The 24,533-nt window shown below is 40.2% G+C and carries 24 protein-coding genes and 1 pseudogene; 1 reads left to right on the top strand and 24 read right to left on the bottom strand.

Features of this window, described 5'->3' with window-relative positions; genetic code table 11:
* Positions 1 to 17 precede the first annotated feature (17 nt).
* The 20 genes and pseudogenes from ftsA to HNR53_RS01655 all read right to left on the bottom strand — a co-directional run bounded on the left by ftsA (position 18) and on the right by HNR53_RS01655 (position 21,115).
* Positions 18 to 1,301 carry a cell division protein FtsA gene (ftsA, locus tag HNR53_RS01750; RefSeq protein ID WP_184522017.1) on the bottom strand — a complete coding sequence of 428 codons (1,284 nt, stop codon included), beginning with the start codon at positions 1,299 to 1,301 and terminating at the stop codon, positions 18 to 20.
* Between the two features lie 120 nt (positions 1,302 to 1,421).
* Positions 1,422 to 1,834: pseudogene (locus tag HNR53_RS01745) on the bottom strand (small basic family protein).
* Between the two features lie 2 nt (positions 1,835 to 1,836).
* Positions 1,837 to 2,535, bottom strand: coding sequence for a DUF881 domain-containing protein (locus HNR53_RS01740; RefSeq protein ID WP_221452172.1), 699 nt, complete (start codon positions 2,533 to 2,535; stop codon positions 1,837 to 1,839).
* A 52-nt stretch (positions 2,536 to 2,587) separates the two neighbouring features.
* On the bottom strand, positions 2,588 to 3,322 hold the full coding sequence (locus HNR53_RS01735; RefSeq protein ID WP_184522743.1) for a DUF881 domain-containing protein: 735 nt from the start codon (positions 3,320 to 3,322) through the stop codon (positions 2,588 to 2,590).
* The gene (locus HNR53_RS01730) at positions 3,264 to 4,061 is read right to left on the bottom strand and encodes a cell division protein FtsQ/DivIB (RefSeq protein ID WP_184522010.1); all 798 of its coding nucleotides are present in this window, start codon (positions 4,059 to 4,061) and stop codon (positions 3,264 to 3,266) included. The genes HNR53_RS01735 and HNR53_RS01730 overlap by 59 nt, the downstream gene beginning before the upstream one ends.
* A gap of 202 nt (positions 4,062 to 4,263) precedes the next feature.
* Positions 4,264 to 5,172 carry a UDP-N-acetylmuramate dehydrogenase gene (gene murB / locus HNR53_RS01725; protein WP_184522007.1) on the bottom strand — a complete coding sequence of 303 codons (909 nt, stop codon included), beginning with the start codon at positions 5,170 to 5,172 and terminating at the stop codon, positions 4,264 to 4,266.
* 107 nt (positions 5,173 to 5,279) lie between these two features.
* On the bottom strand, positions 5,280 to 6,377 hold the full coding sequence (gene murG, locus HNR53_RS01720) for an undecaprenyldiphospho-muramoylpentapeptide beta-N-acetylglucosaminyltransferase (RefSeq protein WP_184522004.1): 1,098 nt from the start codon (positions 6,375 to 6,377) through the stop codon (positions 5,280 to 5,282).
* Between the two features lie 245 nt (positions 6,378 to 6,622).
* On the bottom strand, positions 6,623 to 7,723 hold the full coding sequence (gene spoVE / locus HNR53_RS01715; protein WP_184522001.1) for a stage V sporulation protein E: 1,101 nt from the start codon (positions 7,721 to 7,723) through the stop codon (positions 6,623 to 6,625).
* A gap of 93 nt (positions 7,724 to 7,816) precedes the next feature.
* Complete coding sequence (gene murD / locus HNR53_RS01710; RefSeq protein ID WP_184521997.1) at positions 7,817 to 9,169, bottom strand: UDP-N-acetylmuramoyl-L-alanine--D-glutamate ligase; 1,353 nt, start codon at positions 9,167 to 9,169, stop codon at positions 7,817 to 7,819.
* Positions 9,170 to 10,144 (bottom strand): phospho-N-acetylmuramoyl-pentapeptide-transferase, encoded by a 975-nt coding sequence (gene mraY, locus HNR53_RS01705; protein ID WP_184521994.1) that lies wholly within the window; start codon positions 10,142 to 10,144, stop codon positions 9,170 to 9,172. It lies immediately after the preceding gene.
* Complete coding sequence (locus HNR53_RS01700; protein ID WP_184521991.1) at positions 10,111 to 10,272, bottom strand: hypothetical protein; 162 nt, start codon at positions 10,270 to 10,272, stop codon at positions 10,111 to 10,113. Before HNR53_RS01700 ends, mraY begins: the two co-directional genes overlap by 34 nt.
* Positions 10,269 to 11,735 (bottom strand): UDP-N-acetylmuramoyl-L-alanyl-D-glutamate--2,6-diaminopimelate ligase, encoded by a 1,467-nt coding sequence (locus HNR53_RS01695; protein ID WP_184521988.1) that lies wholly within the window; start codon positions 11,733 to 11,735, stop codon positions 10,269 to 10,271. Before HNR53_RS01695 ends, HNR53_RS01700 begins: the two co-directional genes overlap by 4 nt.
* 159 nt (positions 11,736 to 11,894) lie before the next feature.
* Positions 11,895 to 13,817: a stage V sporulation protein D gene (locus HNR53_RS01690; protein WP_184521985.1), complete on the bottom strand. Its 1,923-nt coding sequence runs from the start codon at positions 13,815 to 13,817 to the stop codon at positions 11,895 to 11,897.
* Between the two features lie 90 nt (positions 13,818 to 13,907).
* Positions 13,908 to 16,136, bottom strand: coding sequence for a penicillin-binding protein (locus HNR53_RS01685; RefSeq protein WP_184521982.1), 2,229 nt, complete (start codon positions 16,134 to 16,136; stop codon positions 13,908 to 13,910).
* The gene (gene ftsL / locus HNR53_RS01680; RefSeq protein ID WP_184521979.1) at positions 16,136 to 16,504 is read right to left on the bottom strand and encodes a cell division protein FtsL; all 369 of its coding nucleotides are present in this window, start codon (positions 16,502 to 16,504) and stop codon (positions 16,136 to 16,138) included. Before ftsL ends, HNR53_RS01685 begins: the two co-directional genes overlap by 1 nt.
* 50 nt (positions 16,505 to 16,554) lie before the next feature.
* On the bottom strand, positions 16,555 to 17,487 hold the full coding sequence (rsmH, locus tag HNR53_RS01675; protein ID WP_184521976.1) for a 16S rRNA (cytosine(1402)-N(4))-methyltransferase RsmH: 933 nt from the start codon (positions 17,485 to 17,487) through the stop codon (positions 16,555 to 16,557).
* A gap of 51 nt (positions 17,488 to 17,538) precedes the next feature.
* Entirely contained in the window at positions 17,539 to 17,970 is a 432-nt protein-coding gene (mraZ, locus tag HNR53_RS01670) for a division/cell wall cluster transcriptional repressor MraZ (RefSeq protein WP_184521973.1), read from the bottom strand.
* A 198-nt stretch (positions 17,971 to 18,168) separates the two neighbouring features.
* Positions 18,169 to 19,794, bottom strand: coding sequence for a bacillithiol biosynthesis cysteine-adding enzyme BshC (bshC, locus tag HNR53_RS01665; RefSeq protein WP_184521970.1), 1,626 nt, complete (start codon positions 19,792 to 19,794; stop codon positions 18,169 to 18,171).
* A gap of 32 nt (positions 19,795 to 19,826) precedes the next feature.
* Complete coding sequence (locus HNR53_RS01660) at positions 19,827 to 20,216, bottom strand: DUF3397 domain-containing protein (protein WP_184521967.1); 390 nt, start codon at positions 20,214 to 20,216, stop codon at positions 19,827 to 19,829.
* Positions 20,217 to 20,218: 2 nt separating this feature from the next.
* Positions 20,219 to 21,115 carry a 2-dehydropantoate 2-reductase gene (locus tag HNR53_RS01655; RefSeq protein WP_184521964.1) on the bottom strand — a complete coding sequence of 299 codons (897 nt, stop codon included), beginning with the start codon at positions 21,113 to 21,115 and terminating at the stop codon, positions 20,219 to 20,221.
* A gap of 263 nt (positions 21,116 to 21,378) precedes the next feature.
* Here HNR53_RS01655 and HNR53_RS01650 point away from each other — a divergent pair, with 263 nt between their 5' ends.
* Complete coding sequence (locus HNR53_RS01650) at positions 21,379 to 21,855, top strand: N-acetyltransferase (RefSeq protein WP_184521962.1); 477 nt, start codon at positions 21,379 to 21,381, stop codon at positions 21,853 to 21,855.
* Positions 21,856 to 21,893: 38 nt separating this feature from the next.
* Here the strand turns inward: HNR53_RS01650 and HNR53_RS01645 are convergent, their stop codons facing one another.
* From HNR53_RS01645 to HNR53_RS01630, 4 genes are all read right to left on the bottom strand, one after another.
* Entirely contained in the window at positions 21,894 to 22,544 is a 651-nt protein-coding gene (locus tag HNR53_RS01645) for an RsfA family transcriptional regulator (RefSeq protein ID WP_184521959.1), read from the bottom strand.
* 84 nt (positions 22,545 to 22,628) lie between these two features.
* Positions 22,629 to 23,384: an enoyl-CoA hydratase-related protein gene (locus HNR53_RS01640; protein WP_184521956.1), complete on the bottom strand. Its 756-nt coding sequence runs from the start codon at positions 23,382 to 23,384 to the stop codon at positions 22,629 to 22,631.
* Positions 23,385 to 23,553: 169 nt separating this feature from the next.
* Positions 23,554 to 23,727, bottom strand: coding sequence for a 50S ribosomal protein L32 (gene rpmF, locus HNR53_RS01635; RefSeq protein WP_184521953.1), 174 nt, complete (start codon positions 23,725 to 23,727; stop codon positions 23,554 to 23,556).
* A gap of 137 nt (positions 23,728 to 23,864) precedes the next feature.
* Positions 23,865 to 24,389, bottom strand: a complete 525-nt coding sequence (locus HNR53_RS01630) for a YceD family protein (protein WP_184521950.1) — start codon at positions 24,387 to 24,389, stop codon at positions 23,865 to 23,867.
* Positions 24,390 to 24,533 lie beyond the last annotated feature (144 nt).

The raw sequence follows: 24,533 nt of genomic DNA, 5'->3' as shown, positions 1-24,533 counted from the left end.
AGTATATTTTTTACACGTTACTCAAAAAACAAGCCAAAAAACTTTTTTACCTTTGATGAAACTTTTTCCTCTTGAGGTTTTTCAGGCTTAGCTTTTACTTGAGCTGGTTTTGATGGTCGTTTATCTTTAGCTTCATGGGAGACTATTGGCGTTCCCATTTGTCTTCCTTGAATTTTCGCATTTTTATAAGCAAATTTTATTAATCCGACAGCTGTCGTATATTGTGGTTCCCTCACGCCGATATAATCAGGAATAGCGACACGAACACGATTCTGAAATACTGCCTGGGCAAGTTCTAAAATGCCTGGTGTATTCGCTACACCGCCTGTCAGTACATAACCGCCTGGTAAATCAGTGATTCCCATTGACTTGAGTTCTTTTTGCACTAACTCAAAGATCTCTTCTGCTCTGGCTTCGATAATATCGCTTAGTTCTAATTGGTTGAACTGCTGGTGCTGATCACTTCCAATGATCGGAACACTAAAAACAACGTCTTCAGAAGCATGGTCATAAAACGCATGTCCATATTTGTTTTTCACTCTTTCTGCATCCTCTGATGATGTTCTGAGTCCAATCGAAATATCCTTTGTGATATGATCTCCGCCGATAGGAAGAACAATTGTAGCCTGGAGCCCTCCTTGCTCAAATAAGGCAATTGTTGTAGAACCTCCGCCAATATCAATGAGTGCCACGCCAAGATTTTTTTCATCCTTGGACAAAGCAAATGCTCCAGCAGCAAGCGGCTGCAGCGTTATGTCTGATATTTCCAATCCTGCTCTTTCCACACAGCGTAAAATATTATGTAGAATGGTTTTCGATCCAGTTATGATGGTTCCTTCCATTTCAAGTCTAACGCCGATCATACCGCGAGGATCATTGATCTCATCAAGTCCATCCACAATAAATTGCTTTGGAATCACATCAATAATCTCTCTTTCCGGGGGTACGGAGACTACTTGCGCTGCATCAATCACTCTAGCAACATCCTCATCGGTGATTTCTCTATTTTCACTCGATACGGCAACTACACCATGCGATGGCTGAAGCAAACAATGGTTACCTGTAATTCCTACAATTACAGTCCTGATATCCATGCCAATCATTCTTTCAGCTTGTTCAATTGCCCTCCGAATAGAATGAACGGTCTCATCTATGTCGACTATCGAACCTTTACGTAATCCTTGAGATGGTACATTTCCTACTCCGATAATATTTAATGAGTCGTTGACCATTTCACCTATGATAACTTTCACACTGGATGTACCGATGTCAAGGCTCACATATATTTCATTGCTGTTCATTCTATGGCACCTCCCTTTACAATTACTGTTTTATTAAAAATATCCTTACAGCAGACTTTTGTTTCATGACATTTTAAATAAGCTATGATGCTGTAAGCGTTACAGATGATTATATATTACTTATATCTTAGAAATATTCGGCAAACCTAAATTATTTCCCTTTATAAAAATATAATTTTTTACATTTTTTCTTTCTTCATAGACATTTTGCTTAATAAAATTCTCCGGATAACAGCTATATTTTGAAATAGCCTTACGCCAAAGGCAAAAACTGCCGCTAAATACAAGTCTACACCAAGATGTACACCTAGAAAAGCTAAACTTGCAGCCAAGATTATATTAAAGAAGAAACCTGAAACAAATACCTTTTCATCATAAATATCCTGCAGATATGCCCTGATCCCTCCAATCAATGTATCAAGTGCGGCCAGTACCGCAATAGATAAATAATTCGAGTATTCAACAGGAATTTTAATATCGGTCAGAAAGCCGATAATCAAACCAATAAGTAACCCGAGTATAGGAAGCCACATATTTATCCTCCTTTAGATTCCGCAAGCTCTAGTTTTTGAATCCTTATTGTATCCTGATAGGCCGGTACCACAACTTTTGCCTGTGGCTCTGAGACGGATAACCGAAGATTATCAATAAAAAACTCGTCCGCAGATTTAGATACCTGCATCTGATTATACAGCCGTTTGGCAGATTCAATCGTCTCAACAGTTATATTTATCAAAATCGGAAATTGATTCAGCGCATAACCGTCTACTTTTGTTTCTCCATTTATATCCCGGATAACGGTTGAATTAATCATACGCTGTCCCTGAATGGAAATATTCTCAGCCCCATATTGATTTAATTCATTGACCAGCAATTGTAATAAATCTGGTGAGATAGACTTAACTGGTTTTCCCAGCAGCAATTCTTCTTTCAGCGGTTCAATGGCAATCACAATTCCCGGTCCTGACGTTTCTGTCAATCCAGCATCCGACTTTAACTCATTTAAGGTATCCCTTAAAATCTTTTCTTTACTTTGAGCCATCTCTGTTTCATATTTCCCTAACTTTTCCTCATTCGATTGAATTTCACGAATAAGACTTAACTGGAGCTCTTTTTCCTTCAATAAATCGTCCCTAAGCTGTTGTGTATCACGAGTATCCCGCACAATCGGCTCCTGGACTGTTTGAAACTGAACAGCAATCATCATGCCTATGATAAGAGTAATAAGCGTCATACTGATAAATTTTTTGTCTTTTATGTATAATCCTCCTGCCTCTTCTCCTCAATTAACTTCCATATATGGCATTCATCAAAAGATGGTCCCTTTTTTCAAGTGTAAATTGAACATTTTCATTCACTAAAAGATCCTTTACACCGTCCTTGATATTCAAGGCTTCGGCCATAGTGTCAGGATCTCCTATTGCCGTAATGACAAATGGTGCAGGATGCTGGTAGCCATCCACTTCAATGACAGGACCATTGCATAATATATATGACTTCCGTGTTAGCCGCTGCCCGTTAATGGCCACAGCACTTGCTCCGGAAATATACAATTCATTAATTACTTTGAACACATGATGTTCATGGACAATATAATTATTTACAGTGTTTTCACTTGGCTTGTAATCAGCATCAGCCAATGTTACCTGCACACCTTGCCCTTTTACCTTTACTTTTCCCAGGTACATCCGGTATTTTTCTGCATCTTCTGCCAAATGATAAAAGGATTCCGCTTCATTTGATAATTGCTTTTCAATTTTTAAAACTTGCTGTTGCTTTTTCCCAAGTTCTTGTTGCAGTTTACGATTTTTTTCTTCTTGTTCAATCAATTCATCCCGCAGCGCCATGTCACGTGTAAACTGGACGCTGGTAATATTTGATTTTTTCTTTTGACTATTGGTTAGATGGTAAGAAAAGGAGACCATAAATCCAAAAACAAGACAAACGATCGTAATGATAACCCTATTCTTCCTTACGATCTTCCTCGGATTCACTCGGTTCAGCTCCTTCTGATTGTTCATAAGCTTTAAAGTATGACCCAACCTCCAGATCAATCGTTCCCTTTTGCTCAGGTTTCAATTGACTTAAAATTGAAGGATAATGAGACATTTTCTCGGCAAAAGTTGTGATGATCGCACTTACTTCGTTGCCATCATTCATAAAGAGGGAAATATGATAGGCATCCGTTTTTTTAGGAGTGTAGTGAATCTCGGATATAGAATTTAAAACTTCTGGGGGAAGTTTTTCCAAGTTTTCTATCATCTCTTTTAATGGTTCCCCTTCGGAAAAACTATAAAGTACAGGTGCATTCAAAGGAAGATTAGCTGTTTTTTTCTTTTCAAGCACTTCACCATTTTCTAGAACCGGAAGGAATTCTTTCCCCTTCGAAATATAGGCAATCCTTTTATATTCTTTTATCTCAATCGACACCGTATTAGGCCACTGGATTCTCACATCTGCCCCTCTAATTTCCGGCAGTTCATTTAACTTCCCTTCAATATTTTTCCCCTTTACCTTCCATAGATTTGTATCATCTGTAATATCGGCAATTTCTGTTATTTCTTTTACTGAATAAGCTCTATTTCCAAAAATTTTAATGGCCCTTACCTGGCTTAATGGTGACTGGAAATAGATGATAAAAGCTATCAGCAAAAAGAATAGCAGTAAAAGCATAATTAGTCTGCGGTTCGCCTTTTTTTTGCGCTGCAGCTTTAACTTTGGAATTCGGTCTTCGATGGAGACGATTTTTCCATTTTCCATCCCAATCACCCCACATTAAGTAATCCAACATGATGAACAGAGTATAACTCCATACCTGTCCATCATGAATCCATATTTCCACTGAAAAATAAAGCTAAAACAACGGCACGATTATTCATGCCGTTATCATGGATTTAATTCGCTATTGATATCATAAAGAATTATAACACAATAAATGGCAAATTGGACTTTTCGTTTACTGTCATTTTCTACCTATTATTTCTACCTCAGTTTCCATTTTCACATGATACTTATCAAATATCGTTGTCTGGACATATTCAATTATTTGGAGCACATCTTCAGCCTTTGCATTCCCGGCATTTACGATAAAATTACCATGCATATCTGAAATTTGTGCGCCGCCGATCCGGTAACCTTTCAAACCCGAATCCTGCACTAATTTTCCCGCGTAATAAGGAAGAGGATTGCGGAAAATACTTCCGGCACAAGGAAAATTCCAAGGCTGTGTTTCTTTGCGATAATCTTTATTTTTTTGCATCACAGCGATAATTTCTTCCTTGTTTCCTGCCGTCAACTGAAACTTTGCTTCGACAACAATTCCGGGACGTTTTTTTTGCAGGACGGAAGTACGGTAAGAAAATTCCATTTCTTCATTGTTCAGCCATGACAGTGTTCCGTCCGCAAATAGAATATGTGCCTCCGTCAGAATCTTAGAAATATCCGAACCGTGTGCCCCTGCATTCATATACACGGCACCTCCGACTGAACCAGGGATTCCGCTGGCAAATTCAAGTCCTGATAATCCCCTTTTTCCTGAAGCAAGGGCAAGACTGATGAGGGAATATCCTGCACCAACCTTTATTCTTGTGTCAGCGATTTCTAACTGGTTCAACTTTTCCCCCAGCTTGATGACCACTCCCTCAATTCCCTTATCCGAAACAAGTAAATTCGATCCTCGGCCGATGACTCTCCAATTCAGCTTATATTTCCGAACCAATTCCATTGTTTTCTCTAAATTTTCAATGGATGACGGCTCGATAAATAGATCAGCCGGACCTCCGATTTTTATCGTTGTATGACTCGATAACGGTTCATTTTCTTTGATTAACCCAACATTCATACTTTTTAGTTCAGTTAAAAAATTCTTCATTGTATCCTCCTAAAACAATTGTCAGTGGACACTAAAGCTTGACAAACGGCAAGTAAGCGGCAACTTAGTTCCAATAGTATATGCAAAAGATATTAAATAGGCGACTATCATTTCACCGAGGTAAGTTCCAGCATTAATTGGTACAACCTTTTCGCTGAATCCGGAATCCCCAGTTCTTTGGCAGCCGATTTCATCTCTTTAAGCTTAGTATTATTTAATAGGATCCGATCGATGGATTCCAGTAGTGATTCACCGGTTAAATCTTTTTCCAGCAGCAGTTCTGCGGCACCATGATCACTTAAAGATCTGGCATTCTTCTCTTGATGATTATTTGTGACATAAGGGCTTGGAATTAAGATACTCGGAATCCCTAATGAGGTTAATTCCGCTAAAGTTGTTGCCCCCGCCCGTGCAACAGTCAGGTCCGTTCCTGCCAACACTTGCGGCATATTATGAACAAATGGTTTTATCACAACATTCGTCGGGCTGCCAATCTGTTCCACTTCCTTTTTTACCTTATCATAATGCACCTCACCCGTAACATAAAGCACTTGATAAGGTCTTTCTCTTAGTTTTCCCAATGACTGCAGGACCGCATCATTTATCGGACGCGCTCCGCGGCTGCCGCCGACAATCAGCACCATCGGATCCGTCAGGTTTAAGCCAACAGAAAGCCTGCCCTTAATCCCATCTTGATTTAACACCTCAGAAGCACGCGGGTTCCCTGTCAGCACCACTTTATCTTCAGGAAAGAACGATTTTGCTTCAGTGAAGCACAGCGCAATCCGGTTAACATACCGGCTTAAAAATTTATTCGTTAAACCCGGCACACTGTTTTGTTCATGGATGATCGTAGGGATTCCCAGTTTTGCTGCCGCATAAACAACCGGTCCGCATACATATCCACCAGTTCCAATCACAACATCAGCTTGAAACTCCCGCAGCATTTGTTTACTTTGTTTTACTCCTTTAAGAAAGCGAAGAATCGTTTTAACATTTTCCAGGGAAATACTACGTTTAAAGCCTGTTATATGTATCGGCTTGAACGGTATATTTTCCCGCGGCACAAGCGTGCTTTCCAACCCTTTTTCTGTTCCAATATATAAAAATTCAGCATCAGCAGTTTCCTTTTGTATTTCCCGAATCAGAGCCAGTGCCGGATATATATGGCCTCCGGTTCCTCCCCCGCTTACAACAATCTTCATTGTTTCACCTCATAAAAACAAATATTAAAATTATAACATAGAAAAAATCAGATACAGCAAATGTATGAGAAAAAGTACTTTATCTTTTACATTCTACTATATTCTAAAACAGAAAAAGTTACCAACAATAGAATGTTTTCATATTGTAATGCAGCAATCATTATTTTGTCACAAAATGTTACAATAAATAGTTCTCTCAACGCAAAAAAGGAGTTGACCAAAAGTCAGGCCAACTCTTTATTATGTCAATAGCGCGAATGCCGGCTGATATTTAATAATACGCCTATCGCCATCAGCATAAGGGTTAACGAGGAACCGCCATAACTTAAAAACGGCAGCGTAATCCCGGTAACCGGCATTAACCCCGTAACAACCCCGATATTGATCATAACTTGAATCGCAATCATAGCAATAATCCCGACGGCTAAAAAGCTGCCATATAAATCCGGAGCTCCCAGGGCAATCCGGATTCCGCGCCAGAGCAGCAAGGAAAATAATAACAGAATAAGAGAACCGCCGATAAAGCCGAGTTCTTCAGCAAGGATAGCAAAAATAAAATCAGTTTGCGGCTCCGGAAGATAGAAAAACTTTTGCCTGCTTTGACCAAGTCCTAATCCAAATAAGCCTCCCGGACCGATTGCATATAAAGATTGAATGATTTGAAATCCGCTGCCAAGCGGATCCTCCCATGGATCTAAGAATGAGGTGATCCGCTTAATACGATAAGGAGCCGACAACACAAGAGCGACGAATCCGGCAACTCCCATCATGCCAAGGAAAGAAAAATGGCTGATTCTTGCACCTGCAATAAATATCATCACAATACATGTGCCTACCATTACGGTACCTGTACCTAAATCAGGCTGCAGCATAATCATGCCAAACGCTAAAAAGACTAATCCAAGCGATGGCGCCAGTCCTTTTTTAAATGAAGTGATGTATTTCTGACGTACTGATAAAAACTTGGCCAAAAATGCAATCATCGCTAATTTCATAAACTCAGACGGCTGAATCGAAAAAGCACCGATACCAATCCAGCTTCTTGAGCCATTACGAACGTTTCCGACCCCTGGAATTAATACAAGTACGAGAAGGACAAAACAAATAATCAGAAGCATCTTAGCCCAGGTTTTCCATGTCCAGTAATCAATATTCATAATAAAGAACATGGCGATAATCCCTACTCCGGCAAACAGCATCTGCCGCTTAGCGAAGAAAAAAGAATCATCAAATTTATATTCTGCCCAGATGGCACTCGCACTGTAAACCATAATCAGTCCAATAGCTAAGAGTGAAAAAGTCAAGAGCATTAAGATCATATCAGGAGTCGTTTTTTTTGTCGGCACAAGACTACACCTCGAAATGCAAGTTTTTGAGCCTATGTAAGAAACAGTAAAAAGCTAAAGTAAGACCGTTCTGCTTCTTATTAAGACAAGCCCTTACTTAAGCATATGCACCGCTTCAATAAAAATGTCCCCTCTTACTTCGAAAGTTTTAAACTGATCCCAGCTTGCACATGCCGGTGATAAAAGAATCACATCATCGGGGTCTGATAGCTGATAAGCAAGAGGTACGGCTGTTTTAACATTATCGACACGCTTGATGATTTTTATTCCAGCGAGCTCCGCTGCCTTTTCCATTTTCTCAGCTGTCTGCCCAAAGGTAATAATCGCTTTTACATTTTGAAAGGATGGAATTAATTCATCAAATTCATTTCCGCGATCAAGACCGCCTGCGAGAAGGATAGTCGGTCCATTAAAGGCTGCAAGTGCATTTTTTGTTGCTAAAATATTCGTTGCTTTCGAGTCATTGTAAAACTTTCTGCCTTGAACTTCTTTAATAAATTGCAGGCGATGCTTTACGCCGGTAAAAGTGCTCAACACCTGGAAAATAGCCTTATTCGAAACACCGGAAAGCTTTGCCGCTGCAACCGCAGATAATATATTTTCGAGGTTATGTGCCCCTGGCAGCCTGATATCCTCCATTTTCATAATCTGTTCTTCATTAAATAAGACCCATCCGTCTTGAACAAAAGCACCGTAGTCCAGAATTCGTTTCGCCGAAAACGGAATAATCTGCGCCTGCGATTGGCGGGCTACCTCAAGAACTTCTTCTTGTTCTACATTGACAATAAAAAAGTCATCTTTCGTTTGATTTTTAGTAATATTTGCTTTCGCTTTCACGTATTCTATTTTTGTTCCATGATAGTCAAGATGGGCATCATAAATATTGGTTAATATCGCGATATGTGGTTTGAAGCTCTCAATTCCCATTAATTGAAAGGATGAAAGTTCAATAACAATCTGATTGCTGCTGTTTGCTTTTTGGACAACCTCTGATGCTACCGTACCGATATTTCCGGCGATAAGCGGCTTTTTATTCCCTGCATCCAGCATTTCAAATACCAGAGTAGTGGTCGTTGTTTTTCCATTGGTCCCGGTAATCCCAATAAATGGTGCTTCTGAGATCTGATAGGCCAGTTCTACTTCAGTAATGACAGGAATTCCCCGCTGCACTGCCCCTTCAACCATTGGGTTATGGTACGGTATCCCTGGATTCTTGACAATCAATTCAAATCCTTCGTCAAGCAGTTCAATCGGATGACCTCCGCAAATAACAGTGATCCCCTGTTCTAATAACCCTTGCGCTTCAGGATTTTCCGATAAAGGTTTGTAATCATTTACTGTTACGAATGCGCCCAGTTTTTGTAACAGTGATGCTGCTCCGACGCCGCTTTTTGCCAAACCTAAAACTAATATTTTTTTATGAAGATACGTATCGATTGTTTTCAATTATAACCACACCTCAATATAGATTCCGATTACCGCAAACAATAATCCTACTGACCAAAAGGTCACGACTACACGCCACTCGCTCCAGCCTAACAGTTCATAATGATGATGCAGAGGGCTCATGCGGAAAATCCGCTTTCCTGTTGTTTTAAAAGATATGACCTGCAGAATGACAGATAAGGTTTCGATAACAAAAACGCCGCCGATAATAATTAAAATAAGTTCGAGCTTCGTTAAAATAGCAATGGCTGCAATAGCCCCGCCCAATGCCAATGAACCGGTATCTCCCATAAATACTTTTGCCGGATGGGCATTAAAAACAAGAAATCCAAGAACCGCTCCGACTACGGCAACGGAAAATATAGAAATTTCATATTGTGATTGGTTCCATGCTAAAACAGCAAATGCCCCAAAAGCAATCGCCGCTGTTCCTGAAACCAGTCCATCGAGACCATCCGTTAGATTGACAGCATTTGAAAAACCAACCAGCCAAAATACAATGAACAGCGCATAAAAATAACCAAGTTCTAAAGAATATTCCGTAAAGGGAATGGAAACAGTTGTTGAAAAATCCATTTGCTGTAATATAAAGTAAACCACAACCGAAACCAAGATCTGACCCAAAAATTTCTGTCTTGAGGTTAATCCCAGATTCCTTTTTAACACGACTTTAATAAAATCATCTAAAAATCCTAATACCCCAAAACCGATGGTGACAAATAAGAGCAAATATGTCTGGGCCGTTGGTGCACTGAATTTCCCCGTCATCACTAAAGTCGTTACAATAATCGATAGTAAAATCATGACTCCGCCCATTGTCGGTGTGCCTGTTTTTTTCTGATGTGATTTCGGTCCTTCCTCGCGAATACTTTGTCCAAATTTCAATCTTTTCAAGAAAGGGATGGTAATCGGTGATAACAATACAGTGATAAGGAAACTTACTAACGTTGTGAACAAGATAACCTGCACCAGCATGTCATTCCCCCCTTTCCCTTATTCTCATCACGAATAGGAGCCATAGCTATATCATATGTACTCTTCATAATCTTAAGACCGCTTCCGACAGAAATGTCCGAAGCGGAACCATTGCCTAACCATTTCATTTCTTTCTCTCCTCAATCGCGTGTTTAGCCACCAATCGATCATCAAAGTCGAAGAATTCGCGGCCAATCTGCTGATACGTTTCATGTCCTTTTCCCGCAATCAGAATAACATCACCAGCACCTGCTTCATTTATGACATATTCAATTGCTTCTTTTCGTTCAACAATTTTTTTATATGATTTACCTTTGACCCCTGATTCCATTTCCTGTAATATTGCCTCCGGGTCCTCCGTACGGGGATTATCAGAGGTAAACACCGGGTCGGTGGCAAGTCTGCAGGCAATTTCAGCCATAAGAGGGCGCTTCGTCCGATCTCTGTCACCGCCGCAGCCAACAACGGCAAAAATTCTTTTTTCGGCAAATTGCCGCACCGTATTTAAGGCATTTTCTAAACTGTCTGGAGTATGCGAATAATCCACGATTACGGTGAAATCCTGACCTGCATCAACCGCTTCAAACCTGCCTGATACACCTTTCACATTTTCAATCGAAGCAATGATAGAATCAATCCCGGTACCGGAAACAGCACCAGTTGCAATGGATGCCAGTACATTATAGACACTGAACTTGCCAATTAATTTCATATTAATCTGCCGGATACCGAAAGGACTCTGTAATTGAAAAGTTGTGCCTGATGCTGTCATCTTTATCTGGGCGGCACGGAAATCAGATTCCTGTTCAATTCCATATGTAACCACTTTAGCTGCTGTAGATTGCAAATATTCCTTGCCTGCCGGGTCATCTGCATTTAACACAGCATATTTAGGTCGTGTTTCATAAAAAGCATTGCCAAGCTGGGCAAACAGCAATCCTTTAGCCCGTTTGTATTCATCCATTGTTTTGTGAAAATCTAAATGATCCTGTGTCAAATTGGTAAAAACGGCGACATCATAGTCACAGCCGTGGACCCTGCCTTCCACCAAGGCATGGGAAGAAACTTCCATGACGGCGGCGTCGACACCAGCATCGATCATTTTCTTAAAAATCCCCTGCAAGGTTAAACTTTCCGGTGTTGTATTCTTTGTTTCATCCATTTGACCTGCTATTTTCGTATACATAGTACCAATTAAACCCGTCTGTTTTCCCGCATCAGATAAAATTTGTTCAATTAAATGGCTGGTTGTCGTTTTTCCATTTGTTCCTGTAATTCCGATCAGCTGCAGGTTCTGCGTCGGATGACCGTAAAAAAAATCGGCAAGAACAGGCAATGCTCTTTTTGTATCCTTCACGACGATAACTGGAATACTCAAGGGCAGTTCTCGTTCAGCTAAAACAGCGGCAGCACCATTTTTTTCAGCAGAAGCCGCAAAATCATGCCCATCAACGGTATAGCCTTTTATACAGATAAATAAACTGCCTTTTTTCACTTTGCGATTGTCGTTTTCAATCGAAGTAATGTCAGGATTCTCACCGGTCATTGAGATAAACGGAGATAACTGCGAAAGTAAAGTATGTAATTTCAATTTTCTCAAATCCTTTCAAGCAGAAAGTAAATTGCAAAAAAAATAACAGCGTTCTTATTGTACATGAAAAATAGCTCTTTTTCTATTTACGTTTGTTATATTATCCTTTTTTAAACAAAAAGTTAGAGGGCGGCGAAGGTTACTAACCGCCCCCTCTAACTAGTCTTCTACATTGTCAAAATAAAGTCTTATCGTTGATCCTTCTTTTAATTTTACTCCTGCCTGCGGTGTTTGCCGTACGACAGTATCCCCTTCGCCGCTTGCGTCAATTTTTAAATTAAGCATCAATTCGCCAATATCCGTTTTCGTGATCCCCACTAACTCCGGGACCTCTACCATTGGAGTATCCGGCCATTTAATTTTCTTTTCAATTTGTTCTTTTCGCGGCTCTACCCCCATGGCACGCAGGCTGTCACCAATGATCCTGCCGACAATTGGTGCGGCAACAGTACCCCCAAATTGGATGGTTCCTTTTGGATTGTCAACAGCAACATACACAACAATTTGCGGATCATCTGCCGGAGCAAATCCGATAAAAGAGACAATATGGTTATTTTCCAAATAGCGGCCATTCTGCGCCTTTTGCGCTGTTCCTGTTTTACCGCCGACGCGATAGCCCTCAACAAAAGCCTTGCCGCCGGTTCCTTGAGCTACGACACTTTCAAGTGCATACCGTATCTGTTCGGATGTTTTCTCCGAAATGACCTTGCGCTTCGCTTGAGGGGTTTTTTGCATTACGACTTTACCGGTTTTTGGATCGATTAATTCTTTCGCAATATACGGCGTATATAATGTCCCGCCATTTATTGCCGCAGACACGGCGGTCACTTGTTGAATAGGGGTGACAGATACACCCTGGCCAAAGGCTGTTGTTGCCTGCTCCACCGGTCCAACACGGTCTAATTTAAAGAGAATTCCTGTCCCTTCACCCTGCAGGTCAATGCCGGTCTTTTGTCCAAAGCCAAAATCCTTCACATATTGAAATAATTTATCTTTGCCAAGCCTTTCCCCTAATTCAACAAATCCAGGGTTACAGGAGTTTTGCACAACTTCAAGGAAGGATTGACTTCCGTGACCGCCTCTTTTCCAACAGCGAAGCCTTGCCCCTCCTACCGTTACAGAGCCCGGATCGTGGAAGTGATCGGATTCAAGGTTGACCTTTCCTTCTTCGAGTGCTGCTGCCAATGTAATAATTTTAAAAGTAGAACCCGGCTCATAAGTACTCCAAACAGGCAGGTTGCGATTGTATATTTCTGGAGCGACATTACGAAAATTATCTGGTTCAAAGCTTGGACGGCTGGCCATGGCCAAAATTTCACCAGTTTTCGGATCCATAGCAATCCCAATTAAGCCATCCGGATGATAGACAGCTTCAGCATTATCAAATTCGCGCTCCATGATGGTGTTGATCCGCGAATCAATGGTGAGCTTTAAATCCAGCCCGTCGACAGGAGGTTCATAATCGTCCGCCATATCATTCATCCGCTCTCCCTTAGCATTGGCATAGAACTTAACCGAGCCTTCCTTCCCTTTAAGTTCTTTATCGTAAAATAATTCAAGACCCATTAATCCCTGGTTGTCAATCCCGGCAAAACCAAGCACATGCGAAAGATAATTGCCGAAGGGATAATGACGTTTCGAATCTTCCCCAATATAAACCCCTTCGATACCAAGAGCACGAATTTCCTTTGCTTTTTGATGCGATATTTTCCGTCCTTCAGGAATTTTAACACTGCTCGTCTTCTTCGTGATTAATCCATATACCTTTTCTTTCGACATATTTAATACAGCTGCAATTTTCTCCGCCGCCTCTGCCGGGTTTTTAACCTGCCGCGGAACCACATATACCGTAGGTGCACTGATATTGGCAGCCAGTGCCACCCCATTTCGATCGACAATCTCTCCCCGCTGTGGTTCAAATGGAATATTACGGCTCCATAACCCTTTTGCTTTTTCCGTTAATTGATTGCCAAGCAGGAATTGCACATATCCAAGCCGCATATCAATGATGGAAAATACCAGAATCCCGATTAATAACACGATGGTCAGCCGTTTTCTGACGGTAACATTTGAAACACGCATAAAAGAACGAACCCCTTTCGTATATGGCTCGTTCCAATATATGCTCGTACCTTTTCCGATAGAATAATGAACTTCAGCTGGAATCAGTCATTATTGATCTTTTACCTTCATTTCGATGCCCTCTGTTTCTTCCGCTTCATCATTAGATTTTGCCGCTGCTGCAGATGGATTTTGCAGTTCAACGATTAAATGCTCCCCTGCTTTCAGAGCAGCACCAGAAACGACATTTTGTTTGCTAACATAGCCGCTGCCTGTTGAATTTAGCTTCATTTTAGCTAATTCTGCGACTTTCATGACATCTCTGAATGACCATCCTGTCATATCAGGTGCCGTCAATTTCCCATCTGTTTTCAGAATAACCCGCTCTCCAGGAAGCAACGTCTCATTTGCTGCAGGAATTTGTTTCATGATTCTCGTTCCATTTCCTAATACTATAGGTTTCAAGCCCAATACTGCTAGTTTCTCTTCAGCCTCCGTTACAGCCAGGTCAGTGACTTTTGGAAGAGTCACAGCCTCGATCGGTTTTTGATCACTTGGTTCAATTTGTAAATATTGCAAACTGTTTTTCATAACTGATTTAAAAATATTGGCAACGGGTACGGATCCGTCAGGGTTTTTTTCCAAATTCGGCTGCTGCACAGCAACATATACGATCAACTTCGGATCATCCTTCGGCGCCATTCCGAGAAACGAATAGATATAGTTGCCAGAGCCTGACAGGTAACCGCCTTTTCCCGGGATTTGGGCCGTACCAGTCTTTCCTGCTACTGGATAGCCTTCTATAGCATAATTATGCCCCGTACCATTCTCTGCGGTTACAACCGTTTCCAAATAATCCCTGACTTGTTTCGCCGTGCTTTCCGAAATGGGTGTACCAACCACTTTTGGCTCCGACTTTTTAATCGTTGCTCCTGTTTTCGGATCTTCAATTCTATCGACGACATGTGTTTGCATGATTTGTCCTTTATTCGCAACGGCTGTTGCTGCTTGAACCTGCTGAATTGGCGTAATCGCTGTACCCTGTCCGAAAGCAGTTGTCGCCTTTTCAATCGCATAGTGATAAGCGATTTTTCCGCCTGTTTCATTTGGCAGGTCGATGCCTGTCGGTTTATCAAGACCAAATAAGCTGATATATTCTCGAAATTTATCAAAGCCAATTTTCTCATTGGCTAATTTAGCAAATGCCACATTCGATGACCTTTGCACCCCTTCTAAAAAGGTGATCGTTCCCCAGCCCCTCCCGCCATTATGGTCGGGCACCGCTTTTGATCTGGGGTCCACTACATATCTTCCAGATTGATAGGTTTCATTCGGATTAAAAACGCCTTCTTCAACAGCAGCAGCGAGCGTGAATATTTTCATCGTTGAGCCTGGTTCAAAGGATGTTTCAACAGCCTCGTTGTACCAGCTTTTTTCAATTCCTGCCCTTGTTTCCGGATCAAAGGTCGGACGCTGACTCATCGCCAAAATTTCTCCTGTTTTCGCATCTGCAACAATCCCGATGATTTTTTTCGGTGAAAATTCTTTATTTGCCTTATTCATCGCATCTTCAAGCAGAATTTGGATTTTGCGATCAATCGTTAAGTAAACATTCTTCCCGTCTTGCGCCGGAGTGATTTGTTCTTCTCCATTTGGCAGCAAATATCCCCAGACATCACTTTCATATTGGAATGCTCCGTTTTTTCCTGTTAATTCATCATTAAGAAGCTTTTCAATGCCCAGCTTGCCTGTTGTTACGGTTTGATGATTTTTCGCTTCCTTTGTTTCCGTAAAACCAACAACATGTGAAGCGAAAATTCCGTTCGGATAGAATCGTTTCATATTTCGCGTAAAGGAGACACCCGGAAGCTTCAATTTTTCGATTTTCTTTTTCGTCTCAACGGTGAGATCCCTTCCGGCAGAACCAAACTCCACTTGAAACCGGTCATCCTTCTGCCCATCGCGGATAATTTTTAGAATCGTAGATTCCTTCAAATCAATATATTTCGCCAATTCCCGCGCTGTTTTTTCAGCATCCACTACATGCTGCGGATCATTTTTATCTGTTGTCATCGTTTTTCTAAGAATGGCAATTAAACTATAGGAACTTTTATCCTCGGCAATCACTTCACCATTTCGATCATAAATCGTTCCGCGTTTTGCCTCGATTGTCGTTGCTCCGGTATATTTGTTTTCTGCCTTTTCTGCCAAAACTTGACCTTCAACCGTACCGGTTGCTTGAATATAGATAAAGCGGAAAAATAAGACAAAAAAGAGCAGGCAAAATATTACAAATAATAGCGCTGCTCCGAAATTAATATTTCTCTGTTTTTTGATCATTATTCCTGCACAACCTTAACATTTTGATCATTTAATTCAAGACCTAATTCCCTGGCCTTCGCCCTGATACGGTCATATTGGCTTAATTCGCTGACCTGAATATTTAAATCACTGTTAATCCTTTGTTGTTCCTGAATCACTTTCTTTGTATCCTGGATATCTTTATTGAGTACATAGATAGATGCCTGGTTTGAAATGATATGAACAGAACCAAAACAGACGAATGCACCGAAGATTAATCCAAGCAGCTTTTCACCAGGCGTGAACATTCCTCTCTTTTCAGTTAATCTCTTTTTAACTTGAATTTTCTGTTTTTGATTATGCTCAACTTGTTGTTCCCGGCGAAGCTGGCTGGCCAAATTTCCCATGCGTTCTTCCCTCCTGATTAAGTACCTTACTGGTTATATTTAAAAAATGATCATCGTTTTTCAGCAACCCTAAGTTTTGCCGATCTAGCGCGGTTATTATGTTCTAGTTCCTCTTCACTAGGTAATATCGGCTTTCTTGAAACTAATTTTAACACCGGCTTAAATTCTTCCGGAATAACAGGGAGCCCCGGAGGCAGATCCGGCAATACACTGGCCCGCTTAAAGGTTGCTTTACAAATCCGGTCTTCCAGCGAGTGAAAGGTAATGACACTGATTCTTCCACCTGGATGCAAAAGAGCAATGGCCTGTTCCAAAGAGTTTTCAAAAACAGCTAGTTCATCATTAACCGCAATCCGAATTGCCTGAAAAATTCTTTTAGCAGGATGACCGCCTTTTCTTCGTGCTGGTGCCGGTATAGCCTCTTTTATCAGTTCTACCAGCTGTCCGGTTGTTTCAATTGGAGACTTTTCCCGGATCGTTTCTATTCTCCGGGCAATTTGCTTGGAAAATTTTTCTTCGCCATATTGAAAGAAAATCCTAACCAAAGCTTCATATGTCCAATGATTGATCACTTCAAATGCAGTAAGTGAGGCTTCTTTATCCATTCTCATATCAAGCGGGGCATCATGGTGATAGCTAAAGCCCCTTTCCGGGTTATCAAGCTGCGGCGACGAAACACCTAAATCATATAGGATGCCATCAACTTTCAAGACATTCAATTTTGCCAATTCTTCAGTTAAATGGAGAAAATTGCTTTTTATTATCGTTAATTTATCACTATACGAAGCAAGTCTTTCCTTCGCATGAGCTATCGCTGTTTCATCCTGATCAAAAGCATATAATCTCCCGCTATCTCCAAGCTTTGAAAGGATTAATTCGCTATGACCGGCTCCACCCAATGTGCAGTCTACATATATACCGTCCGGTTTAATATCAAGACCAGCAACGGCTTCATTTAATAATACAGTTGTGTGATTAAACATGTGTTTCCACCTTTCCAAACGAACCATTAGGATATTGAATCATAACGATTATTATATATCAAACCCGATCATATTTTCTGCAATCTCAGCAAAAGAATCCGCTGACTCACTGAAATAATCGTTCCAAATATCCATACTCCATATTTCAATTCGATTGGAAACGCCAAGAACAACACATTCTTTTTCAAGCTTTGCGTAGTTTACGAGCGGGGTTGCAATATTTATGCGACCTTGTTTATCAATTTCACATTCCGTGGCACCAGAGAAAAAAAAGCGGGTAAATGCGCGGGCATCTTTTTTTGTAAGCGGAAGACCTTTTAATTTTTCTTCAATAACCTTCCATTCACTCATAGGGTAACCAAATAAGCATTGATCAAGACCCCTAGTTAAGACAAAGACCTCACCTAGTTCTTCACGGAATTTAGCAGGCACAATCAAGCGGCCTTTTACATCAACGTTATGATGATATTCGCCCATGAACATACCTGTTTCCCCCACTTTCTAAGACAACCTTACCACATCCCTCCACATTCCTCCACTTATTTTTAATAATTCACCTAATGTTTAAAAAAATCCTTCTGCTTTTTATTGACATATTTAATGACAGAATGTTCTATAATTTTTTCGTGAAAAAATCTCCGCAAAAAAAGGACTTTATCACAAAGGATAAAGTCCAAAGCCCTATATTTTAATAACCTTATGACTTCCATCAAATGTATAGGGAAATTTCGCCAAACCAGCAAGAAAGCGGATCCCATAACTGTTCATATACTGAAGAGCATTTAACATCCGTTCCTGCGGTGCACCCAATGGACGGAGGCTGTTCTCCACTCTTTTGAATTTATTGAGAATCATTTCATGCTTTGTCTCAAGAAAAGCCTCTGCTTTTGCTTCCATAAATTCAATCTGACTAACGATCAAATTCTGGTTCTTTTCTAAAAGCGGAAGCAAACCTTTATCTATCCTATTTTCTATTAATTGATAATGGCTGCGGAGACTTTCTTTTGTATGCTGAAACAGCTTTTCAAGTTCCGGGTCCTTTACAGACGCTACGTATTCCTGCCTCCGCTTTTCAGTCCCATTTAATAGTACCTCTTCAAGCTTTAAGCCTAGTTCCTGCAAATCAGTTTCTATTGATCGATCCAAAAGCGTGATATTTAAGCGCGGAACAATCGGCGGCATTTTCAGTGAAAAGCTTTCAAAAGCCTTTTTCAATTCAGCCCAATAAGCAATTTCTCCAGGTCCGGCAATAAATGCTAATGTCGGAAACAGCATTTCCTGTGTCAGAGGACGGGTTACGACATTATTACTTAATTGCTCCGGGAATTCAGCCGCTATTTGCCGCAGTTCAGAGATTTTTAAGCGGACTGCCCCATTTTTGCCGATATAGAGCCGCTTTTTCGGATCGAATTCAAGTAAAATCCTTTCCTTAAAATGAGGATCATTATAGAAAAGATTTGCCGCATGATCCGTTATTTCAATCATTTGCTTAAAACCTTTAGCAGCAATCTCTTTTTGCATATCCTTCACACATTTAGTGATTTGTGTTCCCTCTTCTATTTGCGCTAAGAATATTTCTTTTTCCAGATGACGAATGCCGGGATCAGCGGAATCTACAATCAGCAATCCATCATCCTTAAAAAGCTCCATCACGATAGAGGCAAAAAAATCAACGAAACTGGAAGATTTTTCTACCGTGTCATGCAGAAAAGCAAGCAGGTCATTGGTATGCTCCGTTTCGCCAAATGTAGCCATGATTTCTTCAATCCAACTTAAACACCGTTCTCGATTCAGGCTGATATCAGATACCATTTTCTTTTCCCGGATTTGCTCCGGATAAACTTCCTTTTGGACTCTGCCTTCTTTTTCGATATATATATGATTGACTTCCTGGAAATCGTGATCTTCTCCTGCAATCCAAAAGACTGGAACAACAGGAACATTCAACTCCGCTTCCTTTTGCCTTGCAAAGACAATAATGGAGATAATTTTATGTATAGAGTAAAGGGGACCTGTTAAAATACCTGCTTGCTGCCCTCCGATAACAGCGACACCATTTTCTTCAGCCAGTTTTTTTAATGACCGTTCCACTTCTTTCGAGCTTGGAAATGGCTCCATATATTTTTCAATACATTGGATCAATTCTTTTCTCATAAATGTCCGGTGCTTTAATTCTGAAAGTCTGTCCCGATAATCGTCAGATACTTGGTATTGATAATGAAAAAAACGCTGTATTTCAGGTGTGCTGTCCAAGTATTCTGTTGCAAACCGATTGACAGCCGGCAGCGAGAGATTATACATCTCCATGTATGACTTCCTTTCTAATTACTAATTCAAATTTATGAAACAGACAAACTGACTCGTAAAATAAGGCCATATATAAGCAACGCAAAGTATACAAAACTAAATAATAAAAAATTGAAGCGCCAAAACCCTTTAAATACTTTAGTCAGATGAATATCGTGTTTTACCTTCCATTGAGCAACAACAAATGCTGCAGCTGTTAATATCAGAATAATGAATATCAGCCAAAGCAGGGAAATTTCCCAAATGGCCATAATTAAATAATGTACACAAATAATAAGCAGCAGTGTTGTAACATCCAGGGCCATTCCAATCGATTTCCGATGTTTCTTAGTTATTAACTTACTTACAATAAAAACGATTATATACCCTAATAACGGAATAGTCACGAATGTTGCAATGATTGAAGAAAAGAATGCTGTCATATTTACCCCTCCACATTACACTCCTTTCCTTTCACTGCATGGAATAATGCCTTCATGACTGGAGTGTTTATTTCTCTTTCACCTGCTTTTTCCAAAATATAGCCTAAGATGGCATCTACTTCTGTCGGACGTTTTTCCTCCAAATCACGCAGCATCGAGGATTGATTTTCAGCTGTTTTCATGCAGACCGCCCGTACATTTTTAAAATAGGCTTGTCCATCCTCAAGCTCGAGACTTTGTTCAATTTCGCTAAAGAGCAGCAGAACCATTTGGAAATAGTGAGGATTCTCAATGATTTCTCCATTTTTCACCCGTAAGACAGCCGTTAATGGATTAATCACTGCATTCGCGACCAGTTTTTTTAATAGCATATTTTCATAGTTTTCTTCCATTATAAATGGAAACATGTCCTTGTACTCTGAGTCCAGCCAATGAAGAAATTGTGGATCTGACTGTCGGTATGGGGCAATCTTTGTTGTTCCCAGTCCTGTATGGAGGACCCGATTCCCATTTGTCCGCATGGCTCCATGCTCCACCGCAGCGACATATATATTTCCCGCGAGGCAGTCCAGCTTCTTTATATGACCCATTCCATTTTGTAAAAAGACGATTGACTTACCCGCATTACTGTATTTATTCAAAATTCCCATCATATTGTCCAGTTGGTACTGTTTAACGGCAATTAGTGTTGCATCTTCCATTCCGCGCCATTCAGAATATAATTTAACTTCAATCCAATTTGTCTGTTCTTCCGTCTCCCGAACGAAAATCAGCCCCTTTTCCTGAAGCAGTTTCTTTTGTTCATTTGTCCGGACATATAAACAGACAGGCTGCTTTCGGCTTAAATAACAAGCAAATAACAGACCGATAGAACCCCCGCCAATAATTCCAATTTTCATTATGTACATTCACACCCTTTTCTTGGCCTAATGATCGTCTCATTAATAAGTTACATTTACTATTATAAGGTGAAACTTCTGAAAGTTAAATTTATCAGTAGGTCAACAAATAAAAATGTAACCGTTTTCTTCGTTGCTATCACTTTTCTTTATTTAAATGTTATAATTATAGTGTGAAGAATCTTAATATTTTGCATTTTATTAAAAAGATGGTTTATACGCATGCAGTTTTCCGAAACAGGAAGCAAAAAGGGGGAATTTGAATGACAGTTGTTGTTGAGAAATTAAAGGTAAACTACAAGACCCTTGAAGAATTTAAGAAGTTTAAAGAATATGGAATTCAGGAACTGTCTATGTCCGAAGATCTCGAGGCAAATATGATTGAAAATGACAGCGATTCACCATTCTTTGGTATCTATTTCGGTGATAAGCTTGTCGCCCGAATGAGTATGTATCAAATTTCCGGTCAATATAATCGATATTTTGAACCCACAGTAGACTATTTAGAAATATGGAAATTAGAAGTCCTGCCAGATTACCAAGGCAAAGGATATGGTATGGCACTTGTTGAATTTGCTAAGCAAAAAGGCATGCCGATCAAGACCAATCCACGGATCAACTCGAGAGAATTCTGGAAAAGGATGGGCTTTAATCCAGTCAGCTATGAATTAGATCGTGATTTAGGGGAAAATCCGCTTATTTGGTTCCCGGAAGGAATCCATGAAAAGGATCATGAATGAAATAAAGCAAGCAGACAACTTAATTGTCCGCTTGCTTTTTATCTGTCCAGCTTCTCCAGGTTGCCGTTTTTATCCATTTGAAACTTTACCTTCTGGGCAAACTCTTCTTCCTTCAAAACAACCATTTTTCTGGCTCTTTCCATAATTTCAATTAATGCTTTGTAGTCACTCTCCATTGCCCTCATTTCTTTTTCAAGCCGTTCATTATTAACCGTTAACTCTCTTACTTTTTTCTCCAGTGAATAGATCTCCGTTTCGTACTTAGAGATAATTTCTTGATATTCGGATGAATCAAGCGCTTGATCATAGAGTTTATTTATATAAGAAAGTAATTCTTCGAAAGAAAGTTCTTTTGCTATCGGTGCAGCGTGCTGTATAGCCGGGACAGCATTTCCCTCAGCGGTATAAAGGGAATCTTCCGTTTCATCACACGTAAATTCCTTTTCAGCAGCAGGCCGTTTTTTCCCTTCTTTTCGTTGTTTTTTTGCCAGCTCGATACCAGATTTATACTGTTTTCTAATCGCTGAATTCCAACGAAATCCACAGGCTGCAGCGGTTCTGGATAATTTTTTACCAACTTCTTCAAAAGCCTGCAATTGTGTTCCGCCTTCACGAATATAGCGTAAAACAACTTCTGCAAGAAGCAAATCTTCATCACGTGTCCATGCGTCCTGACGAGTAGTTGACATCAGAATATCCCTCCTAGTCTTTTTTATTCATTCATATGCATCTACTAGAAAAGATAGACTGATATCATATCAGATTTCTTATAATTACTTCTTATTATTAAATTTTTCTACTTGCAGGTGGTGCTCCTCTCTTGCCCAAAGCTTGGCACATTGTCTGATTTCTGCATCAATTCTCTCAACAATACCCATGCTCTTCCATTTTCGAATCGATACTTTCTTATATGCCTCAAGCACACCGCGGTCAAGCTGTAGGAACCGCTCCATAAACTTAAGTCCTGACTCAGAAGTGTTAGGATAAATATCGTGAAGGAATCCTAATTCCTTTAATGTATCGGTATCATAGAGCTCGGCTTCTATAAGCATTTTCAGTCCGTTACCGTGGAGCATTTTTTCTTGGATCATGGTTCCTCCTCCCCATCCGGTAGTAATCGCCAGCTTCCCTTGTACAAATCCTGCCATAACCCCTTGTCTGGCAATACGAAAATCACATGCCGAGGCCAGTTCGCAGCCACCGCCGACTGCCGTTCCGTTCATAAGTGCCACCGTAGGTATTGGCAGCAGTAAAAGATCCGTTAATACCCGGCCCATTTTCGACAGCATTCCATACGCCTCTTCTTCAGTACGTAATTGATGAAAAACAGACAAATCTCCTCCTGAACAAAATGCCTTGTCTCCCGCCCCGGTAATGATAAGCGCTTTCACATTGCTGTTCGCAGCCTGTTTAACAGCCTCATTTAAACCATCTATAATATCATAATCGACAGCATTTCTCTTTTCCGGTCTATTAATGGTAAATAATAAATAACCTTCTGCATGTTCTTCTAATATGTATGGCGTCACTTTATTTCCCTCCAAAATAGTTGTCTAATTTAAGTATGAATAATTTTCATATTATTACAACTACTTTTTATACTTTTTTCTCCATTTGGGATGTAACAAATCGCGTTCAACAATGACAAAAGCACAAGAACGATTTGTTCTTGTGCTTTCTATCTTCTGCAAAGAAAAATTAGTTGTTTACAACATTTTTTCCTTTATATGTTCCGCAAGCTTTGCATACGCGGTGAGCTAGTTTCATTTCACCACAGTTTGGGCATTCTGTCATACCTGGCACCTGTAATTTAAAATGAGTGCGACGTTGTCTTTTCGCAGTTTTTGAAGTTCTTCTAAAAGGTACAGCCATTATTCCCACCTCCTTAAAGAGTATTAAGAAAGAAAAATGAAGGCATTCAAACTTAAAAGCATCCATCCTATTCCATTTGGATCTAGATATCTAACTGTTCAGTTGATGTCTTCAATTGTTTCTTATTCATCTTCTGATTATGTATCAGAAGAGTGATCATTTTGCTCAAAAAGCTTAGCAAGTCCAGCAAGACGCGGATCGATTTTCTCTTTCCGATCATTCTCCTGAATGACTTCCCAATCCTTTCCGGATTGTGGCGCGCCCTCTTCACTGCTATCTTCACAGAAAACCTGCATCGGTACTTCAAGTAATAGAATTTCATGAATAATCGGCATGACGTCTATCACATCGCCTTTTACTTGATGTACCTCCTCTTCGCTTTCATAACTAAAGCCATTCAGAAGGAAAGTTTCTGTTGTGTCAACATTAATTGGATATTTCACATCAACTAAAGTGCGTGAACAAGGAAGAATGAGATAGCCATTTATCGTTAAATGAAATGTCACTCTGTTTGAACCAATATCAGCATGACCGATAATATGCATGGGTGAAACCGAACGAATCGTTGGATCAACCTTCATAATTTCATCTGCATTTACGATCTCATCTATTGGAAATTCCTTGCTGCGGTATTTTTGCAACTGACTTGTTGTCCATTTCATCCATATCACTCCAAGGCAACAAAGGTAATTATAGCTTTCAACTATTTATTTGTCAATATTTTTTCTTTACACCTCTTTTGGTGTTTAAAGCGTTCGATTCAGACCCATACTCTATGTATTGTATCCATTTTATATTTGTTTGCA

It is taken from the genome of Bacillus benzoevorans (assembly GCF_014207535.1).
GTDB classification, from domain to species: Bacteria; Bacillota; Bacilli; order Bacillales; family Cytobacillaceae; genus Bacillus_BD; species Bacillus_BD benzoevorans.
Note: the sequence above shows the minus strand (reverse complement) of the source record. Positions and strands in the feature narration are given on the sequence as shown.

What these genes read in the sequence shown, in the direction of transcription:
- ftsA (WP_184522017.1), bottom strand. Translation starts at nt 1,301, where the DNA reads ATGAACAGCAATGAAATATATGTGAGCCTTGACATCGGTACATCCAGT.
- HNR53_RS01740 (WP_221452172.1), bottom strand. Translation starts at nt 2,535, where the DNA reads ATGACGCTTATTACTCTTATCATAGGCATGATGATTGCTGTTCAGTTT.
- HNR53_RS01735 (WP_184522743.1), bottom strand. Translation starts at nt 3,322, where the DNA reads ATGAACAATCAGAAGGAGCTGAACCGAGTGAATCCGAGGAAGATCGTA.
- HNR53_RS01730 (WP_184522010.1), bottom strand. Translation starts at nt 4,061, where the DNA reads ATGGAAAATGGAAAAATCGTCTCCATCGAAGACCGAATTCCAAAGTTA.
- murB (WP_184522007.1), bottom strand. Translation starts at nt 5,172, where the DNA reads ATGAAGAATTTTTTAACTGAACTAAAAAGTATGAATGTTGGGTTAATC.
- murG (WP_184522004.1), bottom strand. Translation starts at nt 6,377, where the DNA reads ATGAAGATTGTTGTAAGCGGGGGAGGAACCGGAGGCCATATATATCCG.
- mraY (WP_184521994.1), bottom strand. Translation starts at nt 10,144, where the DNA reads ATGCTGGTGCAGGTTATCTTGTTCACAACGTTAGTAAGTTTCCTTATC.
- HNR53_RS01700 (WP_184521991.1), bottom strand. Translation starts at nt 10,272, where the DNA reads ATGAAATGGTTAGGCAATGGTTCCGCTTCGGACATTTCTGTCGGAAGC.
- HNR53_RS01690 (WP_184521985.1), bottom strand. Translation starts at nt 13,817, where the DNA reads ATGCGTGTTTCAAATGTTACCGTCAGAAAACGGCTGACCATCGTGTTA.
- HNR53_RS01685 (WP_184521982.1), bottom strand. Translation starts at nt 16,136, where the DNA reads ATGATCAAAAAACAGAGAAATATTAATTTCGGAGCAGCGCTATTATTT.
- ftsL (WP_184521979.1), bottom strand. Translation starts at nt 16,504, where the DNA reads ATGGGAAATTTGGCCAGCCAGCTTCGCCGGGAACAACAAGTTGAGCAT.
- rsmH (WP_184521976.1), bottom strand. Translation starts at nt 17,487, where the DNA reads ATGTTTAATCACACAACTGTATTATTAAATGAAGCCGTTGCTGGTCTT.
- mraZ (WP_184521973.1), bottom strand. Translation starts at nt 17,970, where the DNA reads ATGTTCATGGGCGAATATCATCATAACGTTGATGTAAAAGGCCGCTTG.
- bshC (WP_184521970.1), bottom strand. Translation starts at nt 19,794, where the DNA reads ATGGAGATGTATAATCTCTCGCTGCCGGCTGTCAATCGGTTTGCAACA.
- HNR53_RS01660 (WP_184521967.1), bottom strand. Translation starts at nt 20,216, where the DNA reads ATGACAGCATTCTTTTCTTCAATCATTGCAACATTCGTGACTATTCCG.
- HNR53_RS01655 (WP_184521964.1), bottom strand. Translation starts at nt 21,115, where the DNA reads ATGAAAATTGGAATTATTGGCGGGGGTTCTATCGGTCTGTTATTTGCT.
- HNR53_RS01650 (WP_184521962.1), top strand. Translation starts at nt 21,379, where the DNA reads ATGACAGTTGTTGTTGAGAAATTAAAGGTAAACTACAAGACCCTTGAA.
- HNR53_RS01645 (WP_184521959.1), bottom strand. Translation starts at nt 22,544, where the DNA reads ATGTCAACTACTCGTCAGGACGCATGGACACGTGATGAAGATTTGCTT.
- rpmF (WP_184521953.1), bottom strand. Translation starts at nt 23,727, where the DNA reads ATGGCTGTACCTTTTAGAAGAACTTCAAAAACTGCGAAAAGACAACGT.
- HNR53_RS01630 (WP_184521950.1), bottom strand. Translation starts at nt 24,389, where the DNA reads ATGAAATGGACAACAAGTCAGTTGCAAAAATACCGCAGCAAGGAATTT.